This is a genomic window from Paenibacillus sp. FSL P4-0338 (assembly GCF_038002365.1).
GTDB lineage: Bacteria > Bacillota > Bacilli > Paenibacillales > Paenibacillaceae > Paenibacillus_AQ.
Window position 1 is genome coordinate 2,287,425 of the sequence record NZ_JBBOCG010000001.1, and the last position, 21,454, is coordinate 2,308,878.

At 42.2% G+C, this 21,454-nt stretch carries 26 protein-coding genes and 1 pseudogene; 7 read left to right on the forward strand and 20 right to left on the reverse strand.

The features are described 5' to 3' along the window. Positions 1 to 61: 61 nt before the first annotated feature. The gene (locus MKZ07_RS10075; protein ID WP_036701170.1) at positions 62 to 979 is read right to left on the reverse strand and encodes a metallophosphoesterase family protein; all 918 of its coding nucleotides are present in this window, start codon (positions 977 to 979) and stop codon (positions 62 to 64) included. A gap of 116 nt (positions 980 to 1,095) precedes the next feature. Next, on the reverse strand, positions 1,096 to 2,904 hold the full coding sequence (locus MKZ07_RS10080) for a copper amine oxidase N-terminal domain-containing protein (protein ID WP_036701168.1): 1,809 nt from the start codon (positions 2,902 to 2,904) through the stop codon (positions 1,096 to 1,098). A gap of 458 nt (positions 2,905 to 3,362) precedes the next feature. Between MKZ07_RS10080 and MKZ07_RS10085 the strand changes: the two genes are divergently transcribed. Then, complete coding sequence (locus MKZ07_RS10085) at positions 3,363 to 3,680, forward strand: hypothetical protein (protein WP_341025658.1); 318 nt, start codon at positions 3,363 to 3,365, stop codon at positions 3,678 to 3,680. On the opposite strand, the gene MKZ07_RS10090 is transcribed toward MKZ07_RS10085, so the two are convergent. The 5 genes from MKZ07_RS10090 to MKZ07_RS10110 all read right to left on the reverse strand — a co-directional run bounded on the left by MKZ07_RS10090 (position 3,677) and on the right by MKZ07_RS10110 (position 8,752). Continuing rightward, complete coding sequence (locus tag MKZ07_RS10090) at positions 3,677 to 4,627, reverse strand: alpha/beta hydrolase family protein (protein ID WP_341025659.1); 951 nt, start codon at positions 4,625 to 4,627, stop codon at positions 3,677 to 3,679. The two genes, MKZ07_RS10085 and MKZ07_RS10090, sit on opposite strands and share 4 nt — an antisense overlap. Then, positions 4,624 to 6,000 (reverse strand): ADP-ribosylglycohydrolase family protein, encoded by a 1,377-nt coding sequence (locus MKZ07_RS10095; protein ID WP_341025660.1) that lies wholly within the window; start codon positions 5,998 to 6,000, stop codon positions 4,624 to 4,626. The genes MKZ07_RS10090 and MKZ07_RS10095 overlap by 4 nt, the downstream gene beginning before the upstream one ends. A 195-nt stretch (positions 6,001 to 6,195) precedes the next feature. Beyond that, complete coding sequence (locus tag MKZ07_RS10100; RefSeq protein WP_076160385.1) at positions 6,196 to 6,912, reverse strand: SMI1/KNR4 family protein; 717 nt, start codon at positions 6,910 to 6,912, stop codon at positions 6,196 to 6,198. A 238-nt stretch (positions 6,913 to 7,150) separates the two neighbouring features. Further along, the gene (locus MKZ07_RS10105; protein WP_341025661.1) at positions 7,151 to 7,813 is read right to left on the reverse strand and encodes a hypothetical protein; all 663 of its coding nucleotides are present in this window, start codon (positions 7,811 to 7,813) and stop codon (positions 7,151 to 7,153) included. A 21-nt stretch (positions 7,814 to 7,834) separates the two neighbouring features. Next, positions 7,835 to 8,752 carry a helix-turn-helix transcriptional regulator gene (locus tag MKZ07_RS10110; protein ID WP_341025662.1) on the reverse strand — a complete coding sequence of 306 codons (918 nt, stop codon included), beginning with the start codon at positions 8,750 to 8,752 and terminating at the stop codon, positions 7,835 to 7,837. A gap of 105 nt (positions 8,753 to 8,857) precedes the next feature. Here MKZ07_RS10110 and MKZ07_RS10115 point away from each other — a divergent pair, with 105 nt between their 5' ends. Further along, a complete protein-coding gene (locus MKZ07_RS10115) occupies positions 8,858 to 9,349 on the forward strand; it encodes an effector binding domain-containing protein (protein ID WP_076160390.1) in 492 nt (163 codons plus the stop codon). Positions 9,350 to 9,471: 122 nt separating this feature from the next. Here the strand turns inward: MKZ07_RS10115 and MKZ07_RS10120 are convergent, their stop codons facing one another. The 9 genes and pseudogenes from MKZ07_RS10120 to MKZ07_RS10155 form a co-directional block, all read right to left on the reverse strand. After that, positions 9,472 to 10,014: a DUF1648 domain-containing protein gene (locus MKZ07_RS10120; protein WP_341025664.1), complete on the reverse strand. Its 543-nt coding sequence runs from the start codon at positions 10,012 to 10,014 to the stop codon at positions 9,472 to 9,474. A gap of 349 nt (positions 10,015 to 10,363) precedes the next feature. After that, complete coding sequence (locus MKZ07_RS10125; protein ID WP_341025666.1) at positions 10,364 to 11,116, reverse strand: hypothetical protein; 753 nt, start codon at positions 11,114 to 11,116, stop codon at positions 10,364 to 10,366. Positions 11,117 to 11,200: 84 nt separating this feature from the next. Further along, entirely contained in the window at positions 11,201 to 12,127 is a 927-nt protein-coding gene (locus MKZ07_RS10130) for a hypothetical protein (RefSeq protein ID WP_341025668.1), read from the reverse strand. A gap of 765 nt (positions 12,128 to 12,892) precedes the next feature. Next, positions 12,893 to 13,141, reverse strand: a pseudogene (locus MKZ07_RS10135) (ran-binding protein 10); the annotation flags it as partial. A gap of 447 nt (positions 13,142 to 13,588) precedes the next feature. Beyond that, a complete protein-coding gene (locus tag MKZ07_RS33555; protein WP_372238094.1) occupies positions 13,589 to 13,723 on the reverse strand; it encodes a phage holin family protein in 135 nt (44 codons plus the stop codon). 115 nt (positions 13,724 to 13,838) lie between these two features. Next, on the reverse strand, positions 13,839 to 14,042 hold the full coding sequence (locus MKZ07_RS10140) for a hypothetical protein (protein WP_341025669.1): 204 nt from the start codon (positions 14,040 to 14,042) through the stop codon (positions 13,839 to 13,841). A gap of 107 nt (positions 14,043 to 14,149) precedes the next feature. Next, positions 14,150 to 14,533, reverse strand: a complete 384-nt coding sequence (locus tag MKZ07_RS10145) for a hypothetical protein (protein WP_341025670.1) — start codon at positions 14,531 to 14,533, stop codon at positions 14,150 to 14,152. Further along, positions 14,534 to 14,716: a hypothetical protein gene (locus MKZ07_RS10150; protein ID WP_036701136.1), complete on the reverse strand. Its 183-nt coding sequence runs from the start codon at positions 14,714 to 14,716 to the stop codon at positions 14,534 to 14,536. Positions 14,717 to 14,758: 42 nt separating this feature from the next. Further along, positions 14,759 to 15,169 carry a hypothetical protein gene (locus MKZ07_RS10155; RefSeq protein WP_341025673.1) on the reverse strand — a complete coding sequence of 137 codons (411 nt, stop codon included), beginning with the start codon at positions 15,167 to 15,169 and terminating at the stop codon, positions 14,759 to 14,761. Positions 15,170 to 15,198: 29 nt separating this feature from the next. Here MKZ07_RS10155 and MKZ07_RS10160 point away from each other — a divergent pair, with 29 nt between their 5' ends. After that, a complete protein-coding gene (locus MKZ07_RS10160) occupies positions 15,199 to 15,750 on the forward strand; it encodes a helix-turn-helix domain-containing protein (RefSeq protein WP_341025675.1) in 552 nt (183 codons plus the stop codon). A 52-nt stretch (positions 15,751 to 15,802) separates the two neighbouring features. On the opposite strand, the gene MKZ07_RS10165 is transcribed toward MKZ07_RS10160, so the two are convergent. After that, positions 15,803 to 16,360, reverse strand: coding sequence for a hypothetical protein (locus MKZ07_RS10165; protein WP_341025677.1), 558 nt, complete (start codon positions 16,358 to 16,360; stop codon positions 15,803 to 15,805). After that, positions 16,351 to 17,832 (reverse strand): serine hydrolase domain-containing protein, encoded by a 1,482-nt coding sequence (locus MKZ07_RS10170; RefSeq protein WP_341025678.1) that lies wholly within the window; start codon positions 17,830 to 17,832, stop codon positions 16,351 to 16,353. The genes MKZ07_RS10165 and MKZ07_RS10170 overlap by 10 nt, the downstream gene beginning before the upstream one ends. A gap of 245 nt (positions 17,833 to 18,077) precedes the next feature. Between MKZ07_RS10170 and MKZ07_RS10175 the strand changes: the two genes are divergently transcribed. Beyond that, entirely contained in the window at positions 18,078 to 18,428 is a 351-nt protein-coding gene (locus MKZ07_RS10175; protein ID WP_051494048.1) for a VOC family protein, read from the forward strand. Position 18,429: 1 nt separating this feature from the next. Here the strand turns inward: MKZ07_RS10175 and MKZ07_RS10180 are convergent, their stop codons facing one another. Next, on the reverse strand, positions 18,430 to 18,810 hold the full coding sequence (locus MKZ07_RS10180) for a VOC family protein (protein ID WP_341027958.1): 381 nt from the start codon (positions 18,808 to 18,810) through the stop codon (positions 18,430 to 18,432). Positions 18,811 to 18,918: 108 nt separating this feature from the next. Here MKZ07_RS10180 and MKZ07_RS10185 point away from each other — a divergent pair, with 108 nt between their 5' ends. Genes MKZ07_RS10185 through MKZ07_RS10195 form a run of 3 tightly spaced genes read left to right on the forward strand, consistent with a single transcriptional unit; the run spans position 18,919 to position 20,850 of the window. Next, positions 18,919 to 19,449, forward strand: a complete 531-nt coding sequence (locus MKZ07_RS10185; protein WP_036701128.1) for an AAA family ATPase — start codon at positions 18,919 to 18,921, stop codon at positions 19,447 to 19,449. A gap of 38 nt (positions 19,450 to 19,487) precedes the next feature. Then, positions 19,488 to 20,549, forward strand: a complete 1,062-nt coding sequence (locus tag MKZ07_RS10190) for an alpha/beta fold hydrolase (RefSeq protein ID WP_341025681.1) — start codon at positions 19,488 to 19,490, stop codon at positions 20,547 to 20,549. Between the two features lie 4 nt (positions 20,550 to 20,553). After that, the gene (locus tag MKZ07_RS10195; protein WP_051494047.1) at positions 20,554 to 20,850 is read left to right on the forward strand and encodes a VOC family protein; all 297 of its coding nucleotides are present in this window, start codon (positions 20,554 to 20,556) and stop codon (positions 20,848 to 20,850) included. 2 nt (positions 20,851 to 20,852) lie between these two features. On the opposite strand, the gene MKZ07_RS10200 is transcribed toward MKZ07_RS10195, so the two are convergent. Beyond that, positions 20,853 to 21,245: a VOC family protein gene (locus tag MKZ07_RS10200; protein ID WP_341025683.1), complete on the reverse strand. Its 393-nt coding sequence runs from the start codon at positions 21,243 to 21,245 to the stop codon at positions 20,853 to 20,855. Positions 21,246 to 21,454 lie beyond the last annotated feature (209 nt).

Sequence of the window (21,454 nt, forward strand, 5' to 3'; positions counted from 1 at the left end):
GAGAAGACACTAACGAGAGTTAGTGTCTTTTTATGCGAAAAGTTAATAAAGCTAATTTATACTATTCAAACAATAACCGCATAGAAGATACATTAGGAGAAATTATTCTTCCATCCCAAGGACCAGTAATCCCTAACTCCTTTGGTGTAATTTTTTGATAGCCACCTTCCATACCTTGTATCTCAATATTGTATTGTTCATCAATTGATATAATAGCAGATAAAGGTTCACTATGTAATACAATATCTTTCATATATGGATATTTGTCGTGAATTTCACTGGAGTGGCAAAAATGTTCAAATTCTGGACCAAACCATTTATAAGATATTGAGTTAAGGGTAAAATAATAAGTTTCGTTAATTTTTTCTATTGAATCTGTATGGTCGTGACCATTAACACAAAGTAATATTTTCTTCCCATTAGCCGTTGCTTGATTAATGATACTTTGTACTTCTTCTCGGTTTGATACACCACGTTTTCTAAAGCTGTTTTCTAAGCTGTGATGCGAAAATATAACTACAGGTAGCAAGCTTTCTGAAATTTCTCGCTGTAGCCAAATTAATTCAAAATCAGGTATTGATGGATATATACCATCTGTTACTTCATAATTACGCTTATGATATACTTCAAATTCATTACCGTATCGAATAAAAGCTGCATCAAGCACTATAAACTTTATATTTCCACATTCAAATGAATAGTATGAGTGTTCCATACCAAGCCAATTTATAACATCATTTTTAGTATACAGGTCAGTATCATGATTGCCTATTACGTGGTAATGTGGCTTTTCAAAACCATTAAATATTGATAGCAATTCTTCATTCTTATGGCATGGATGACAGAAATCCCCAAGCTCAATTATAAAATCCACCTCTGCTTCACGTGCCCTTGTTATAAAACTATTTAATCTTTCTAACCCATCTGGAATAACATCATGATGTAAATCTGTAAAAAGTGCAAATTTTATAATACCCATTAGATTACCTACCTCCTTTAAATATTCAGATTACATAAGTAATTTTTCGTTCGCAAGTATTTAGTAAGGGACCGGAAATTCATGATCATTAGGGTTCCGACTACATCGACATAAACCTATAAATCGAAATCACTGATCTTCCATTGTCCGTCTTTCATCCGATTAATTGTAAAATGATTTGTCATTACTTTATCAAGTATTGCTTGATTTTCTTGAAAATATTGTTGATTTCGTTGTACAGTTTCCACAATCATTTCATCTTCACCAACAGCTTTAACAGAGATTGATTTTAGATCATATATTTGTTTAAAACTGTGATGAGTTCCAAGAAGTTTGGCAACTTTCAAATTCAAATTGTTACTTGTAACTAAGGAATTCTTTATCTTAATCTCATCCCCCTGTTCAACTTGAAGCAAGAAGCGTTCAACTGCGTTTTGAGCAATACTAGACGCTGTGCCTAATCGCGCTTCTTTTATACTTGGGTCCCATTCCATTGCCAACCCTGATACTTCTGCAATGAGTTGAAGTGGAATATAAGTTGTTCCATTGTGAATCTCAGCCCCAACTGCAAGTTTCCGCTGTTTACCATTAAGATATACAGTGGTATCCCCTGGCTTAAACCGAATTTCCTTACTTACCATTTTCCCTGTGATTTCGTGTGTTTTCTGGTTCTCTACTACTTTGAACCCCAATCTTTCAAGTAAATCGCGATAGGGTACCAATACAACTCCACTTTTCACAATAGGCAGGTTAGAGAGTTTAAATAACTCTCCATTAATACGCATTGAAGCTTTCCGCAAACCTATTTTAAACATACCTATATTATCTGTGATTCCGATTAAGTCGCCCTCATTGTCCACAAGTAATTCAGTGAGGGTCAGCCCTGAATTATTACGTAATAAACAGAACATCTCATTTCCCATCTCGTCTAATCCATAAATATTACCGTTACTATCCGAAAAAAACACATGTCCTTTAGAATTCGCAACAATATTTTCAGGTGGTCCATATTTCCTCAATTTATAGCTCCATTTTATTTTCCCCGATAAATTTTTTGCGATTAGAATTGCACCTTCACCAGCTTCATAAGAGCCACCTTTCCATTGATTGGTATCATCATTATTTGTGAATGAGCTTTGTAAATTCCCCGCTATTTTCTCGCTATTAACCGGTTTGCCTTGATCATCCAATAAAATCATCTTATTGCCTATTTCAACAATAAGATATCCGTTTAAATCAGAAAAATAAATATTGTCTACATTTGTTGTTGTGCCCAAAAGACGATCCTCCGAAACCAAAACATCTGTTTCATACGTCCAATTTTTCTTTCCGGTTTTATTGTAAGAAACTATTCCTGTTTGTTCCAATACAATTATATTCTCATTATTATCCAACCAATAAATTTCTGAGAAAGGACTATTAGGTTTTACAAAGTTTAGAGTTGCCCGAACTGTTTCATCTGAATTGTATATTTTTATATATCCATGCTGAGTAATAGTTCTTGGTTCTTCATCTATAATCTGAAGGGTGCTTGTTTGATCATAAAATGTAGAAATAAGCGTCCCCTTCGTAGTGCGAGATACATTTGCCCGTTCGTCAAAAAACATCCAGTTTCTCTTTCCCTCTCCATCAACTGCTGTATAAATGTCATTAAAGTCCTTATAATAAACCATATTGTCCGAAAATTTATCAAAGCTAAATTGGTGTGCACTGCGAATCGTCCATTTCCATTCATATGTACCGTTGGTCAGAAAATTCAACGATGTGTTTGTCTTCTCTCCAGAACTATCATAAAATGTTACCGGGGGTACGATACTCTGTTCCTTTGTTAAATATTTTGATTGCTGGCTGGCTTCTGAAATTCCCATCTCTGAAAAACTAATAAATATCATGCAAAAAATAAGCAATCCTATTACTTTCCTCATAAACAATCGTCCCTTCAAAATGCATCTTATTCCATCCTATAAAGGATAGCATAAATCTATTAGTCAATAGTATATTTTGTACTTTATTGTCATGTTTTGTTTTATTGGATGTTTCAAAGGTTTACACTAGCGAATAATTCGCTAAGATATGCTTGCGATGGAGGTGTTTGATATGTATCAACATATCCGGGATTTACGCGAAGATAAGGATTTGACGCAAACTCAAATGGCGGAGTTTTTGCAATGCAGCCAGCGGATTATAGTAATTATGAACGCGGTGATGTCGATATTCCCACAGCGATTCTGATCAAGCTGGCAGATTTTCATATGACGAGTACTGACTATTTACTTAACCAAACGAACCAAAAGAAACCTTACTCCAAAAGTTAAACTAATCTTCGTAAGCGCCATAAACTATGTTTATAGCGCTTACGAAAAACTCCGGAGGACTTAATTAAATGAAAAAACTTCTGTTTATTATATCTGTTTGCTTTCTTTTATTAGGATGTTCAAATACCAAAGCTACAAGCAACAATAATTTGTCCAATAGCGATCCCGTGACTTGGCTCACAATTGATGGAAATAAATACTTCTATACAACTACTTATGACCAGATGGATGAGACCACACTAGTTGATACGGGAAACATAACTGATACGGAAGACGGAATTCAACTTGGTCTTAAAATCTACAAAAGCAATGTCTTCGAAGACCGTTATTTCATAAAAAGCCAAGACTATGAAAACGTATGGCGGGAATATAAATTACGCGATTAACAATGTCTCCCATTTGAGTTAAGCCAGCCAATAATATAATTAAATCTTTCTTCAGTTAACCCATGACTGCCTTGAAATCTCATATGTTGCAGGTTATGTAGAGCTTTCTGTTCCAGATAGGCTGGGCTGGCTTTTTCAACAATATATGCAGCATCTCTTGAATATTTATCATCATCCGCAGATACAATAAGCAGTCGTCTTGGTGCAATACAAGATACTAAATCATATATATCGTATTTACTGTGGAAGTTCGGAATTACACTCGCCATCTCGATCCCAACATTGTTACTGATTCGATTTGCATAAGTACACGCACTGCCGCTTGCACAGCTAAAGGCTATTCGTTCATCTAACGCAGATAGAAATAGAACAGTATTACCTCCATATGAATGTCCAAGTGTGCCAATACACTCATTGTCAACAAAAGAGAGATTAGAAAGCAATGTTATACCATTCATAGCATCATCTATCACTTTTTTCATCAAACAATCGCCTTGTATTATACGGTAGCACATTTCATTATAATGTTGCCAAAAGTCACTGTCGCCTGAGAGAGGTTCAATTCCGTGTGCATTTGTACGTCTGTCCTCAAAGCATATGGAGTCAGGAGCTAACACAACAAATCCCTTTTTGACCAATTCCGGTCCGAAAGCTTGTAAAGGATTTCCTGCTAATCCACACACTTCGCTCTTTCCAAAATGATGCTCCCTGTTATGCTGGTGGTTAATGAGAATCGCTGGGTTTTTATCAAGTACTTCCGGAAGCAAAAGATAGGCAATAACTTTGTCTCCGTAAGAATCATATTCAATTAATTTCCTTGTATATCCATCTTCCTTCGTTGAATCCAGTATTCTATATTCGATATTAGTTATGGGATTAGGAGATGTTATTCCAATGGCTTCTGCTATTTCATTTCTTAAATTCGCTATGTTACTCACCTCTTTCATAAATACAGCTCGCTGGGTTGAATACGGTGCTGACCAGTATGCAACAGCTCTGGCAAACGCCCTATACGCTCAGCCAAGCGGGATAGTTGTTGCTCATGAAAATAAGATAAGCCCGTATGAATCCGGTCCTGGAAAGGTTCCAGCCATCTCGCATCCAAGCTGTCCGGGCCGAAATACACTCCGAGCAGCGAGCCTGCTGTTGCTCCGAAGCTGTCGGTATCATTGCCTTGCATAACCTGCTTGCATATTCCGTCTCCGGTATTCTCAGCAAATCGAAAGGTATTTATCAAGGTGCCGATTTCCTGATATACCTGGCAGTGGGAATGATTCGCGTACTTCTGATGAATGTCCTGATAAGCGTCCAGCCAGTTATCTGCATCCGCTACGATCTGCAGGCAATCCGCAGTAATCTCATAGAACCGGCTCCTTCTAGGGACGAATTGCAGTGCAGTACTTATTATTTCAAGCGGATCGCGCAGCACATGTGCGGCGGCAATTGCAGCGGCAATGAACATCGTGGCATAAATTCCTGTCCGGCGGTGTGTAAAACTGGCATCACGCCAAGCCAGCTCGGCCGCAAGCGCAGGTTGACCGGGGCAGGCATAGCCGTAAGCATCTGCACGAATTGCCGCACCGCATAATTCTGTACCTTGCACCAGGAAGTCGGGCCAAGATTCCATCTCAGAATGATTGAATAATTCCTGGTCATGCTCTAGATAGCTTATCCCCGACCGAACCAGGATGGCCCTCTCCGGTCCCCAGGTTGTACTTATCGGAAGATGATTGATCCATAAATCTCTTAGGTTTCTTTTCGTAAAACCCTTACCGAATTGCTCTAACGCCATCATTCCCATTAAGGTGTAGTTGATATCATCGTCAGGTGCCACATAGCGAATCCGCCCCCGCGTCGTCTCGAACCAGGACCAATGGCGACGATCCAAAGCATGGAGAGCTTTTTCAGAAATATAATCATTCAGCGGCCATTCCCCTATAGCGGTTAACGCTTGACGTAATTCTGGCAACGTGGGATTGACCTCGATCGGCTTGCCCAGCATTGAACCACAGACTGAAGCGAGGAAGCCTGCCTCTACACGCTTGGCACTGTCCTTCAAATTCAAGACTCCGAGCTGCCCAAGAGGTCTGTCCGGATCGCATTCCCGCCATATCTCTTCCAAATCATCCGGCTCATAATAAGGCCAATTCTCCCGCATTGGAATATCAGCCAAGCTATGGGCGAATTCCAGATAAGCATCGTAGCTTGAGGGAAGCTGTTCCAATCGGGCTAAATAACCGGAGGTTTGATGTCCCTGTGCAAATTTATTACGCAGAATCCCCTCTAATTGATGTTTCAGAAACGTTAGTGATGGCAGCATGTTGTCTCTCCTTTATTCTGATTATCACAAAACCCCAACAACTTAGAAAAATAAACAGATTTCAAAAGTTCACTGTTTATCGCTTGAATCTCCTTAATAAATTCCATAATTCTAGTTCTTATCTCATTTATAAATTCACTTTTGTGTACTCTATTTCCTAGTAGTTCGAGTCGATTTACGAGCAATTCAGAGCTTTTAAATTTCATTTTTTCGGTCTTCCCTTATCCTTTCTAATGCTCTTTTGGCTGCTATTTTCCCATTATGCATTCCGTTTTTGGAGATCTTCACCAGCTTTTCCTTAGCTGGTATATAAGTATGAAATCCAATAATCTCACATGCTCTTTCTTGAACAAACATATCTTCATCGTCTAGATATTTTATGATGGAATTAAGATTTCCTTTTGGCGTTAATGCCATAATCGAAAAAATATACTGACAGCGAATATCATCGCTTATAAGTTGGTCAGAGCTTATCATTCGATTCAACTCGTCAATACAAGCGAGGTCTTCATTCATTTCAGTTTGACTAACTTCAAATTCTGCTGGATAGTCTTTATTCAAATCATGCCAATCCAGATCAGGATATTCTTCGATTTTCGTTATAAATGAACGTATACTTCTAAAGGCCGGAGATACATCCGTTTCCTCATGATCGATATAACATATCCTGTATTTGCATGTGCCTTGTACGTACAAGCCAATATAGTTTGAATGATCGTCACTCCACAAAGGAATCATATCCCGATAAGCCTCTATTTTGGACAAATAATCAACTAATTCAACAATTTCGTCAGCTTCCATTAATCTCAAAAAGTAGTTTTGATCCTTTTGTTTCTCCTTGTGCAGCTCCAACTCCTCAACTAATGCAACAGGCAATGTGAGGCCAAGTCTGTGAATAAGATCTGTAAGCATGCGACTACTCCTCATAAAATAGTTTTTCACAACCTAGTGTCACTTTATGATTGACTTTTGTGGTACTTTTTCAGAATGAGATAGTTCATAACTCACCACTAACTACTAAATGTGCAATTACCTCTTCAATCCGCTTACGACTGCATTCGTCTAGTTCCATTCCCCTTCAACCCATTCTTCAGCTTCAATCCATATCGAATACTTCATTTCATTCACCCTAGCCTCTCCCCATTCTGCCTCACAAAACAAACACAACCGCAATCACCAAATACGAATACCGCACATTCTTTCTCAACATTATGTATATCGTTCCGTAAAGTAGTGACATGAAGAACGCATAAACGCCCGTTGCCCCGCCCTGGAGCAGAATGTGGATCAGGCCCCAAGTGAGTGCGAGGAATATCCCTCCGTAGGGCAGCCTGTCTCTTTTGAATAGCGTTTCACCGAATTTCTGTCCAAAAGCAATCGTCAGCAGGATCAGCGCAGCTTCGAACAAGTAATAGATATTCTGAAAAACGAACCTCACCGCATCCTTGTATTCCTGAACCGGCTTAAACCCCTCCCATACGATAGTTGTAGCTGCAATGGCGATCACCGACACCACCACCGCGAGCAACCATTCCTTCGCGTCCGGCGCTGCGTGCAAGTTCATCATGTCAAAATCGTATTTGCGCTTGGAGAGCCTGATCAGGAATAGGGCCATGCTTCCCCATAGCAAGCAGGTTAGTCCCCAATGGATACAATGATGAATGAGCGTGTATTCAGAGCTTCTAACTCCCAGGATCGAAGGCAACAGCATAGATAACACGATCTCAAGTCCAAACCCTGCAAACGCATACAATGCTAAAGCCAGATAATCGCTTGCTCCAATTTTTTTCTCTCCCCTAACTGTGTTTCCCATCTTCCGCACCTCCAGTTTACATTAATCCTCATACTTACTCATAATCCCCCGCACATATTCCTTGAACCCGCTCCGTATCTCAGGCGGCCCCAGCACTTCACATTTATCTCCAAAAGCGAGCAGCCGGTCATAGCCATAGTCATTCGCAATAATGGGATACTTGGCCCAGCAGTGGTGTTCATCCACCCGCAGAATATGGTCAGCGCCGAACCGTTCAATCACGCGATCCATGACGGAGCGGTCCAGCCGGATCGTAACCTCCAGCCAGCCCTGACTTAGCCAATCTCCTCCGTCCATGGGAAGAGGGGTGAACGCTCTCGGAACGAACTGCTCCTTCGTCATCTGGAGACCACTCATCCTGGCCAGCTTGAAGACTCGGTAGTTCTGCTTGACCAGACAATAGGCTTGCAAGTACCAGCTACTCTCCTTGAAAACCACCTGATACGGCTCCACCCGCCGTTCACTGATCTGCCCCCGCGCATCCGTATACGCAAAAGCCAGCACAGCGTGCTCATTCATCGCCGTCTCGATCATCCCGAACAGGCTGCGCAGCGACTCATTCCCTTGATTCAAGGACAGATCCATGACGAACGGCGCATTCGGTCTGCCCTCTGCATTGTCCGGGTAGAGAGTGTTCAGCTTCTCCGCTGCATACACCATTTCCCTTCTCCCAAAAAGCTGCTTGTAGCTCTGCATCCCATTCTGCAGGTTCTGAATTTCTTGCGGGGTGAACAAGGTTTTGCCCACTTTGTAGGATTTCATCAAGCCGACACCGCCCCATGCTCCCATGAGCGTATAGATCGGCAGGCCGGCTCTGTTCAGCATATCAATATCCCGGTAAATTGTTCGTCTGCTGACTTCGAGACGCTCCGCTAACTCGCGCGCACTAATCTGCTCATGCTCCAGCAGGATCATAATGAGCGCAATCAAGCGATCCATTTTCATCCTAACCACCTCTAATCAAGTATGCCATACAGATGTCACAGTTGGTAGATTATGCTTGCTTGGAATACACCAATCCCACGATCCAGGAGGTACATTGTCATGATTTCGACCAGAATTGAAACGAAAGAAGCATTCCGCATCATCGGGTACAAGACGGCTATAAGTGAAGGCGAGGCGGTGCACGATCCGGCGTATTCTCCGCTCAAAACGGCTTTTTTCAAAAGCACGCTGGAGAACGGCTCCATGGCCTCTCTGCTTCCCTTGTCTGAGAGTCCCTACGGCTTCGCCGCGATTGCTCAGGAGGATGGGAAGATCCTGTATGTTGCAGGCGTTCAGTCGTTGGGGCCCGAGCCGGATGCTGCGGGTGAAGTGCTTTTTCCGGGAGGAGAGTATTTAGTATTGTCGGGTCAGGGCGGGTTGTCGCGTCTTGCGTTTGACCGGCTGGAGGATGAGGCATTCGGTGCCATCCTGAACGATAATTATGAGTACGTGTATACCGGACACCCAATTGCGGAGGTACTGACCAATGGCAATCCTATGGATGCCGAAGTTGAAGTATGGGTGCCGGTGAAGAAGCGGAAGGCAGATTGAGGACTCCACTAAGTGGAAATAACGTTAGGCTGTAGGTAAAAGCAACTTCGTTGCGTTGTAGCGCGTTAGATCAGCTTGTACTCAAAATTTGAGGTGTGGCTGATCTAGCGCTCAACTATTAATTAAGTGTTGCGGCTTTCACGCTGACCAGCCCAGTACGTTAAGGTGCAGGCATATAGGATGATAAAGGCAATAATGCTTAGGACAACGGGGATAACAAAATTAATGTGAAGCAGAGACATCATATTTAGCTGCACGACGGATAACAGGATAACGAACAAGAAGCTTGCTGTAATCATAAAATTGGACCAGGCACGGCGGTAAGATACGTCTTCTCTAACCTGCTGCTTCCCTCTGCGCATTCTCCAATATTCATAAATGAACAGAAGTGCCCCTAACACCTGCATCATCGCAGGTATAAACACGATACTATAAGATTTATCTACATAGCGGTCTACAGTCCAACTGCTGTCGAAATGGACAGGTAGCTGGTCAGGAATCAGATCGTAGTTGCGCAGCACTGTTAGAATACTAACCACAATAATAACAGCATGAATGAGAAACCAATGACTGGGCAGGCCAACATTTCTTTTCCGAAATCCCGGTTCCATCCCCATGACCGGTGATTCGGGAGCAGCAGGCAGCGTAGGTAGTAAGCTTTTCATTTTCAAATGATACCTATAGTTAATAAGCAAGGAGATTACGAGCATGGCGAGTGCATAGGAAATCATGATCCAACTGATTTGCCTCGAATGCTCATCACTGTACATTAGGCATAGGATGCCAATAATGAATAGCAGGGTATGTAAAATAGAACTAATTCTGGCATATGACCTCCGCATCTGGCGCAGAGTTTCACTGTGGAATTGTCCAGCGCTGACGGTGACTCCGAAACTAATCGTCTCTTTTGATAAATATGGCATACTCACAATGAGTACAATGGAAGGTACAAATACTAAGATAAATATTATAACAGGCAGTATCGTTATATCACTCACCTCAATCTAATGGATATTATTTCACATAATCCTCGAAAGCGATCTTATATTCAGCATACCTTTCAGGATTACTTTTTTCATATATTTTCAAATAAGCGGGTTCCCGAAAATCTATATCATTTACATCAAAATTGATACTCTTGATATCTCCATTCTCATTATCTTCGGTCTTATAGGGTTGGATGATTTCACCCTCCTGTGTAAATTCCATGGCTATCTTCTGAGCCCATCCATCGAACAAGTAAGCAGAGAATGAAATATGATCATAGCCGATAAATTTATACACTTCATTAATAGATGACGTCCTGCCATAGTTCTCGTATAGATCACTTGAATATATGGCCACATATCTGTAAGGTGTATCAATAAATACGCCCATGTATTCAAATGCTCTATCTTTGCTGGTCGATGATAATACAGGCAATTTGAAGTCTTCGCCGATATAGCCAGGATCTCTTTTTCCTTCATTGATCGCCTTCATAATTTGATCATTAGTTAAGCTATAGATATATCCGTAACCCGATTTTACTGTTGCTGCTATTTTATCTTGATCTATTATTGTCAATGAATCTTCTGTCCTACTTGTGTTAGTTCTACTTATTCCAGTACTACTTGTGTTAGGCATATCAATAGAAGTTGAAGCTGACTTATTGATACTCGAAATTGTACTTCCTTTCTCAACTAAATCAAACTTCGATAATCCATAAAATATTACTACATTTACTGTTAAGGAAACTGTCAATAAAATAAATAAAATCTTAACCTTCATTATGTATGCCACCCTCAATTTCCGCGTAATGCAATAACCCTACCATATTATGGGGTACGTGTCACTTCCCCGCACCCCGCACCCTCAGAGCAAATCACTAACCGAAATCTGATACAATGTATCATCTGCACAGAACAGCACGCGGTCTTCCCGGAAATCTTGCGACTTTAGTTCAAGCGGCACGGATTTTTCATTCAGAAACTTTACCTTATGCCCTTTGGTCAAGCTGGATTGTTCAAGCTTCTTGATAACATATTCTCCGTGTTTGCCGTAACCGCCATCGAACAGGAAGTGATAACCATCCGTGCAGAACCCGGCCGAACCGGAAATCTCAGGATTCATAAACGTAACCTTGGGCTGACTGGGTCCGCCTGAGATGCAGCCGAGCAGAAAGTCTGTATAATAATAAAACCAGACCTGCTCTTCACGGACAACATTCAAAGCATAACAATCGGCAATATTAGACACATGATCTTCGTACAATTTGTTTCCATGCTCATCCCAGGCCACAAGGCCGTGTTCACCGACAGGCTGATCCCACCCGTTATTCCCGAACACGCCTTCGTCAAAATAACTGGTCCAGATGGTTCCTTTCTCCGTCACCTGAACATTCTGAATCCCATCTCCAAGCAGGAACTCACGAACGATACGTCCTGTATAATCACATACTTTGGCGTTCAGATCATATCTTCCTGCACCATAATACGTACTGCGTGCTCCAACCAACAGCAGATGTCTGCGAAGCGGCTGAACATAATGATAATTAAAATGCTGATCAGGAAATATTATCTCATCGATATAAATTTGGCTTTCTACCATCAGAACCTTGTAGGTACGCGGTTGCTTCAAGGCGGATTGCACGAACATTCCGCTTTTCCGTTCCGGGATCTGGTTAATCAGCAGGACATATATGCAGCCATCTCCACCTAATTGAGCTGAGACGATCTCGAACCCCTCAGTATGCACCGAAATATCAGCAAAAGGCTGCAGCGTCACTGTTTTATGAAACATGCCAATTCCTCCTTAAAGGGCTGATGTTAAACCAACCTCTGTTCTTTACCGTATTATGTCAGAGTAGATGGAACCAGAACATGGCGGAAGTATGGCGAAGCTTAGGAACATACGAAAAAGACACTAACATGAAGTTAGGGGTTGAAGTTCAGGTGGGATGGGTTAGTTTGGGGCAAGTAGCGCTACTATCGGGTTATTGAATTAATAAGTTTAGGTAAGCATTGATTTCCCAATCCGTAGACATGGGATCGTTTTGTTCAACAATTCCGTACTAAACCTTTCCTTTTCTTCTTGGGTGCTTAAAATCCTCATAAGTTCCTCAAGTGTTATCCCTCTACGATGCCACCATAATCCATTAGGTGTCCTATGGGATCCAAATGTATAATAACGAATCTTTAATTTACTACTTTTTCCACTCGTTGTTGAGAAAAGAATTACATCAATTCTCTTTTTCTAATCGTACATCGCTTCACAACACATTGGCATCCTGTGATTTCCATCTTGTGCAGGGTATCCACCAAGGTTTTTATGAACCTCACCAGATACTACATCTACGTATTCTGCCCCTGCCTCGCACGCTTTGTCTATTAGCCTTTTAACTTCGCGGCGAAATTCACTTCTTGTTGGAGTTTGACTCATGACTCATCCCGCTTTCTGCTTATTTACGACCAGTATATTTTATTTGGAACATTTGTATATGTGGGTAAGGAAACTTTTACTTAACGCCCCCCCACCTTTAAAGGCAGGGTTAACCATAGTAAGAAGTTATTCTGCTGAATATTCATCTACACTGAATGTAAGTATCTTATCAAAAATTACATAATCTTTGCGGCTAATAAATGGCCCTTTGTTATTGTCGTGCTTATCAATGGCGTACGATGCCTTCCCTGTTCCAGCTTGCTTATTCTCATACCAGTTGATAAAGGAATTCACTTCCTCCATGCTCAGGTCAAACTCTTTTTCAAGGCCGGTGTTCATTGTTACAACCAGGATCGCACGGTCACCTGTTGGTTGCTCGGGCGATGGTTCCGGAGTCGGCGATGGTGTTACTGTTGACGTTGGTTCAATAGATGGCTCTGGTGTAGGCGTTAGCGCTGGAGTCTCTACTGGCACCTCTGTTTGTAATACTCCATATACATTTAACTCTTTCACTAAATACGTTCCCTTAGCTACTCCAGAGGTAATATAAATACTGACATTTACCACATTGTCTAATACTTTATCTAAAGCTATTCGTCCAGGGGCATTTTGTGGCACTGTGATAGTTTTATATTTTTTGACACCATCAACAAGGTATGTGAACTCTAAATTAAGATTATGTGAGCCGGTATAATAAAAAGCATAATCGGTCAAGTGAACTGCTGGTTTCATTTCATACACTGTAAGGTAACTTGTTATAAGTCATGCTCAAAGTGGCGCTTGTATTCTCTTTATTATCATGCCGTTAATCCAGGCGGCGGCTCATCCGGTTACAAAATCAACAATGACTAGCACAAGCAGCGCTTGTAACATAACGGTCCACCCTCCCCATAAGTAGCCTACAGTTGCCCCAGCAGTTGCAGCTATTGCTTTTACCATGTGAACCTTGTCATCCATTCTCCCCCGACCTCTCTATGAGTTCTCCCTAATAATAAGTAGCCCCCAAACCATAAAAAACAATTAAAGGGCAAAATAAAAACGCCTAAATCGGCGCTGTGATAATTTATTCTTTCTACGTTGATTCTTTAGCCGTTTCTACAGGTCCTTGATCTTCCTTCGGCTGCATCGCGGCCAGTATATCGCCGATATCCTGATCAACCTGCTGCAAAATACCAAGCTGCCGCCCTGGAAAGAACTCCATTATTGTAATGGTAGCTTCAGTAATTTCTTCAGCCGGTCTTGTGAGGTCAATGGATAACTCAAGTTTCTTTATCACTACCACCTGTTTTCCTCATTCCAAGCATGAGTAAAAACCCCTCCAAAATTGGAGAGGCTTTCTTATGACTATAATGTAATTGATTAAGGATACTCCGGTACTACGGTTTATTGGCTGAGTGCTTCTATTTGTGAATCTAGCTTGATGAGTTGTTGTCGAAGCGCGGCAAGATCAGCTTTAAGTTCTTCCAAATATTCACTAGTGTCAGTAAATGCTTCTTGCCATTGGGGAACCATGGGAGAGTTTGGATTTTTCTCTATTTGAATTTTCCATTTATCCACCTGATTTTTCTTGTAACTATCAATGAAGCTTTCTGTTGTTAGAATCTGAGATTCCATTTCATCGCGCTCAATCTTTAACATTTCTAAGCGATCATTCAACCCAGCCTTATCTGATACAGATGTCGATGAAGATAGGCTGTCTAAAGAAATACCATGAACTCCCCCGAATAGAAGAGCACTCGAAAAGATGATAATTAAAATTTTGTTCATTTAATATTCTCCAAAGGGTATGTTTTTTTGCAGCGCCTTGATTTGAGCATCTAAATCAGAAAGTTGTTGTTGGAGTGTGTTCAGTTCAGCTTTAAGTTGTTCAAGCATAACCATTCTTTCCTTTTTCGTGTTCTCCCATTGCGACACTGAGTCTTCCATAATTATTTTTTTCTCTTCTACCATCACCCCCGCTCCTATCGCAGTTGCCACAGCACGTACAGGAGCCTAAGCTGAACCTTTTATAACTACAGCATCAGCTACCTTTACCCCCGCCTTTTCAATTGTAAAGAGACCTTGTACTTTCTGACCGATAAGTCCTGATGAGGCAGCAAAAGCAGAAACCCCACCAAACAATAACGCGCCTGTGATAAACCCAGATATAAACTTGTTCAAGGTAAGCACTCCCTTTTGGGATATGTTTCCTCTATTATCGTCATAAAGATCGAAAAGTTTTAAATATTTTATGATACCCGCCTTCTCCTCCAAATATTCTGAATATAGTATACATTTTTTCCATGATGTCTGTTTGCTCCCTTTTGAAACTTGTATCCGACTGTTATTTCCTAAGTCAGAATTTCCTTTGTCTCCATTCCCTTGCCTGGCCTGCGAGTTCAGTTGATAATAAGAACAAGCCATATTCCCTCACGAATAGGAGCAGTGTATGTATGAACGATATCAATCTTAACGATGAAACAATCCTGACATTATCCGAAGCAGCACAGAAGTGGGATATAAGTGTTTCAAGGGTACGACAAAAAATCAAGGACTTTCCATCAGGTACCGCCCGAAAGTTTAGATCGCAATGGATCGTCCTTGAAGTTGGGATGTTGCAGGCATTTGGCCCCATTATGATTGAAAAGGAAACAGATATGAGGAAATTAAGAAATGTATACAAAACAGTTAAGAGTATGGCTGTTGAAACAGGGCTTTCAATGGAGCGGACCTTCTCTTCCCATGCGGTCTTGGTGGGCGGGCTATTGCTTGTCTGGCTGGATAATATGCACTGGAGAGAGCTGAAGTTAGGCGCTTCTGATTACAAAAGCCGTGACTACGGCGGCAAAGAATCATTACGAACTAAAATGCAAGATTTAAAAGAAGAGATTGATGAGCACCACGAAAACGTTAAACGCGGGCTGCCTGTATTGGATAAATTTAATGTGAGCGATAAAGTTATTAACTATATGATCGAGAATAGTATCAAAGTTAGTAAAACATAGACTACGGTCAATTATTTTAGCCAAAAACGAGCCTCCGCATCATCTGCCCCTTTCAGTAAGCGCTTGATTGGATCGCAAAAGCATATTTCTTTTCCTGCTTCTCCCAGAATGCATTGATGATAAAACCTCTAAATTCCTTTTTATCTTGTTCATAGTAAGAGCTTAAGGAAGAAGCGATGTGCGTTTCTAAATTGAAACTATACACGCCTTTCTTTGTAACATAGGGAACGTCGGTTATTAATTTGGATGTATATAAATAATCTCCATTAGAATCAAGTAATCCATCGCTTATGGAAAGTGTGTCAGGCGGATTCGATCCAAAATCAATTGAAATCTCTTCGCCATTTTTCAAATATTGAATGTCTGAAGGATTCTCTTCCTCAAACGCAAAGGAAAACGGTGAAGCTGTCTGACCGGATAAAGAGGCCTTTGGATCACTATTTAGAGTCGCATATTTAATATTTTCTTTTCCGCCAAGAATGGTAACGGTACTCTTAGGACTACTATCACAAGCGGTAAGTGCCACAAGTAATGAACATAAAAGCATACTCAATATTATTTTTGTACAGCGATTAATAAGGATCATCTCCCTCTCTATAATTAACGCCAATGTCTGCCTGCCAGAATCATGGACAATACGCAGCTAAGCGAAGCAAGCCCCATCCACAGCAATACGGAATAGGACATCCATACACTAATCATAGTGTAATTGTAATTTACCAAAAAAGGCCAGCCCAGCACAAATATTAGCAGCAGCGCTCTGATTAGAAGCGTAATACGCGCCTTGATCTTTTGATGGCGAATGACCTTCTCTTCCATGGTGTATGTGCTTCTCCCTCCCGCCAACCGAATGAGCTTAAACACAATACCAATCAGAGTGAACACAACTAACAACGAAGCTATCCCGTCCATTAGGATATAGGTGTCGTCATACTTGAAGGCCTTCATCGGCTTCCCTTGCATCTGGTTATAGATATTCTGGGCAATCAGCGCAGGTGCGGTAGAGTTCAGATTAGCCAGTACGAACACCCCCTCCTTCCGCGCTGGATCAATGATCGCCTGGGAAGAATAATTTGGGTTGCTGCCGCTATGACGGATTACCCGCGTCTCCGGGTCTTGGCTCCAGCCGAAGGCATAGAGTAAGTCTTCACTTTCATGTCCCGCTGTTCGGAGGTCAGGCTCATGCGATTGCTGAATGGCCTTATGCAGATCATCCGGGATCGCGCTGCTTCCCATCTGGGCGTTGACCCAGTGCTGTAAATCGTTCAGACTCGTCACCAGATAACCTGCGGCTATATTTCCGTAGTATCTAGGGGCATCGTAAGCCATGCTTTTGCCAAAAAACACCCGATACCCCTGCGCAAGCTGCTCCGGCTTCCGTTCCTGTCCTGTCGAGAAATAACTGTCGTTCATCCCCAGCGGCTTCAAAATGTGCTCCGTCACATAATCCTGATAGCTCATCCCTGTAACTTGTTCAATAATCGCTGCCAGAATATCGTAATTCACTGTTGCGTACTGATAGGCACTGCCCGGCTGGGTATCCAGCGCTAGACTGGACATCGTATGTATGGTCGCTGCAAGCTGCTCTTTACCTGAACCTTCAGGGATCAGGCGGATGCTCCAGGACGGAATTCCGCTGGTATGTGCGAGTAGCTGGTTAATCGTGATCTCAACCTTCTCCCCCTTGTAGGCCGGAGCAAACTCTGGCAGATATTGCGAGACATCATCGGTATAAGCCAAGTCCCCTTGATTTTGCAGCATACTCACAGCCAGAGCCGTGAATGCCTTAGTCGTTGAGCCTAGCTCAAAAAGTGACTCCGCCGTAACCGGCCTTCTCTGCTCCTTATCAGCATTGCCGTAGGTTTTGAATTCGGTCTTACCGTGACTGGTGGATAGAATCGCTATACCTGGAGTCGCTGTCTTGTCCATGATGCTCTGCACCATAACGGACTCATTGTCAACCTTCCCTGAGGCCAAAAGAGTTCCAATCTCATGCCAACATGCAGCCGTAGCAAGGATCACAATCAGCAGCACCGCTATGCCTTTCAGCAGTATTTCTTTTCTCCGTGTTGTTCTCTTCATCGTTATGCTCCTTCAAGTTGGGTCATCTGGATCAATTTACACTTATCTAGTATGACGGCTTGCAGCAGCCCTTCCCTGCACGATTAGTGATTTCAACAACAAAGAACCGAAGTTGACTATCCCCCGGTTATTTGCTGTAACTATGTTATTAGTAAGAGCAACGCATGAATAACTTGTGATGCTTAACAGGATTTGGGATAATGAGCGTAACCTATGTCGTCCAAAATAAGGAAGAAGGTATACATATGAAACTTTGTGGTGTCTGTATCCTCACTGACAATGCGCCGCGCCTGGCTGCTTTTTATAAAATCGTGCTCAAGGAGTCTCCAGTTGTTGAAGGACAGCATTACGGATTCGACAGCGCTCAGCTTGCAGTCTACAATCCGGGCCAAGTGAACGTGGTCAATGACAAAAATATGTCTCTAATGTTCTATGTCCATGATGTCTTGGCTGAATATGACCGTCTAAGGCAAGCCATCCCCGGCATCGGGATTACCTCTCCACCTGAACGCAGACCGTGGGGCGCTTATTCTTTCTGGTTCCTTGATCCCGATGGCAATACGGTAAGCTTCATTGAGAAGAAGGATCTACTGTAATTTACCAGTACACGCCGTACTTATCGACAACTTCAGCACAGCAGGAACTCCATGGAAGGGCGCCTAACGGAAACAGCGCCGTGCCGCCCTTCGCTAGCATTACGTATGCCTTTTTCACTTCTTCTTCACGCTCAAAGCTAATCCCATAATTCATAGTTGGGCGTGATCCCTCTAATGATGATGAGAGCATGAGATTAACCAAGGTTTCATTGTGTGATTCGCTGACAGCAAATATTTCTTGTCCGTCTCTAAGTGAGGACGCATGCATAAATGTGCCATCCGGGAATTTCTCATGGTACCCCAGGGTAAGTCCAAAGGCTTCTGAATAAAATGCTACAGCTTCAATGGTATCCTTAATGTATAAGGTTGCTCCTAGTTTAATTCTGTGGACCTCCTTTTTATTTTAGTTAACTTCTCTCCCACCAAAAACCTCAATCATCATTAACGCACCTATAACTAAAGTACTAGATTAGCGTTGGAGGGCAGCAAAATGAATAAAACTCATGGAATAATTTTGTTCGGGGCAAATGGAAGCGGAAAGACTACACTTGGACGTGAACTGGCGCACATATTGAACTCTAAGCATATGGATCACGAGGATTACCACTTTAAAAAATCAGTAATTCCATATACCGTAGTCCGTCCTTATGAGGACTGTTTGAGTTTAATACTTTCCGACATTGAGAAATATCGTTCGTTTGTCCTCACCGCTGTCACGGGTGATTTTGGCGACACAATTCCTAAGTATTACGACCTCGCTGTATTTATCTCAGCACCAATTGAACTGCGTATGGAACGTGTAGAGCAACGAGCGTATAGCGAACATGGAGAACGTATCCGCAAAGGCGGTGATATGTACGAGCAACATTTGAAATTTACAGATTTCGTGGCTTCGCGTTCGCTGTCAAGAATTGAACAATGGGCGGAAACTCTAACGTGTCCTGTAATACATATTGATGGTGCAATTGATTGGCACACGAACGCGACGAATATAGCGAAACGGTTTTATGAGATCGAATGACACAAACAATTGAAATAAGTGTAGATAGGAGTACGAAAGTGAAGAAGAAGAGATCAAAAGTAAAGATAGCCTTGCGGGTGTTCATGTTGTGTCTACTTCTGATGGTGGCGCTTGTTGGAGTGGGGCTGGTTTTTCCAACATGGACTCCTAGCATTAATGGAAATAACAGTGTAAGTACTTTACAGCAGATTGAGATTAATGGTACGAGGCAGGAGGTAATGATCCGGGGAAGGGATCGGAGAAATCCGCTAGTGATTTTCGTGCATGGTGGGCCTGGGGTACCAGAGACTCCGTATGTGAGGAAATACCAGGATGTACTAGAGCAGAATTTCACTGTTGTTCAGTATGACCAGAGGGGCAGCGGGAAATCTTATCTTTTCTCAGAGGATTATTCAAATCTATCATCTGATACGTTAGTGAATGATCTGCTGGCTCTTACGGATTATATTGAGAAGGAATTTGGGCAGAAGAAAGTATTGCTGATCGGTCACTCCTTTGGAACATACATTGCGGCGCAGGCTGCAAACAAGGCGCCTGACAAGTTCAGTGCCTACATTGGAATCGGGCAGATGGGGAATTGGGTTAATAGCGAGTTGGAGAGTTTGAAGTTTGCAATTGATCAAGCGAGGCTTGCCGGCAATAATACTGAGGCGGAAAATCTGGAACTATTGAGAGAGCCAATTACGACTGGAGACTCGATCACTCCCCGTGACACCATTAGAAAATATGGAGGATCAGTAAGGCAGATTGACGATAAGGCGGATTTGGTTAAAGGCTTGTTTTGGGGGACGGAATATAATTTACTGGATGCCGTCCGCTTTTTCAGAGGCATCTCGGTTTCAGAACCTATACTTATGACAGAAGTAACACATCGTGATCTCACGGAACTGGTGGATACTATTCAGATCCCTGTCTATTTTGTGATGGGGAAATATGACCAATTAACTTCGGTGAACGAGGCACGTAAATATCTGGATGAACTGAAAGCACCACAAAAGGAATTTGTAGTGTTCCAAGAATCGGCGCATTATCCGCATTTCGAAGAGAAAGAAAAGTTTGCTCAGTGGTTGAACGAGACATGGACAGAACTGGCCCGTTAGGATAATGAGCGTAACCCATTTCATCCAAAATGTTGCTGAAGGACAGCATTACGGATTTGACAGTGCTCAGCTTGCGGTCTATAATCCGGGCCAAGTGAACGTAGTCAATGACAAGAATATGTCTCTAATGTTCTACGTCCATGATGTCTTGGCTGAATATGCTCGACTAAAGCAAGCCATCCCCGGTATCGGGATTACCTCTCCACCTGAGCGTAGACCGTGGGGTGCCTATTCGTTCTGGTTCCTTGATCCGGATGGAAATACGGTGAGCTTCATTGAGCAGAGGGAGCTTGAAGGCTAGATCTATACAGCGATATACCAGTACACACCATACTTATCTACGACTTCTGCACAGCAGGAGCTCCATGGAAGGGAGCCTAACGGAAATAACACCGTACCGCTCTTCGCTAGCATTTCGTAAGCTCTCTTCACTTCTTCTTCACGCTCAAAATTAATCCCATAACTCATCGTTGGGCGTGATCCCTCTAATGATGATGAGAGCATAATTCTAACCAAGTTATCATTGTGTGATTCGCTGACAGCAAATATTTCTTGTCCGTCTCTAAGTAAAGACGCATGCATAAATGTGCCATCCGGGAATTTCTCATGGTAGCCCAAGGTAAGTCCGAAGGCTTCTGAATAAAATGCTACAGCTTCAATGGTATTTTTGATGTATAAGGTTGCTCCTAGTTTCATCGTGTGGCCCTCCTTTTTATTTTAGTTAACTTCTCTCCCCACCAAAAACCTCAATCATCATTAACGCACCTATTTTGTAGTCTTGGACAAAAGATAATGCCGAATGCAACGAACAGGATTCACTTTGTAGCTTTGCAATTCCGGATCGTTTGGTTTAATCCGCTCATTGGGATGCAAACTCCCATAATACAAATCCTCCAAAATCATGA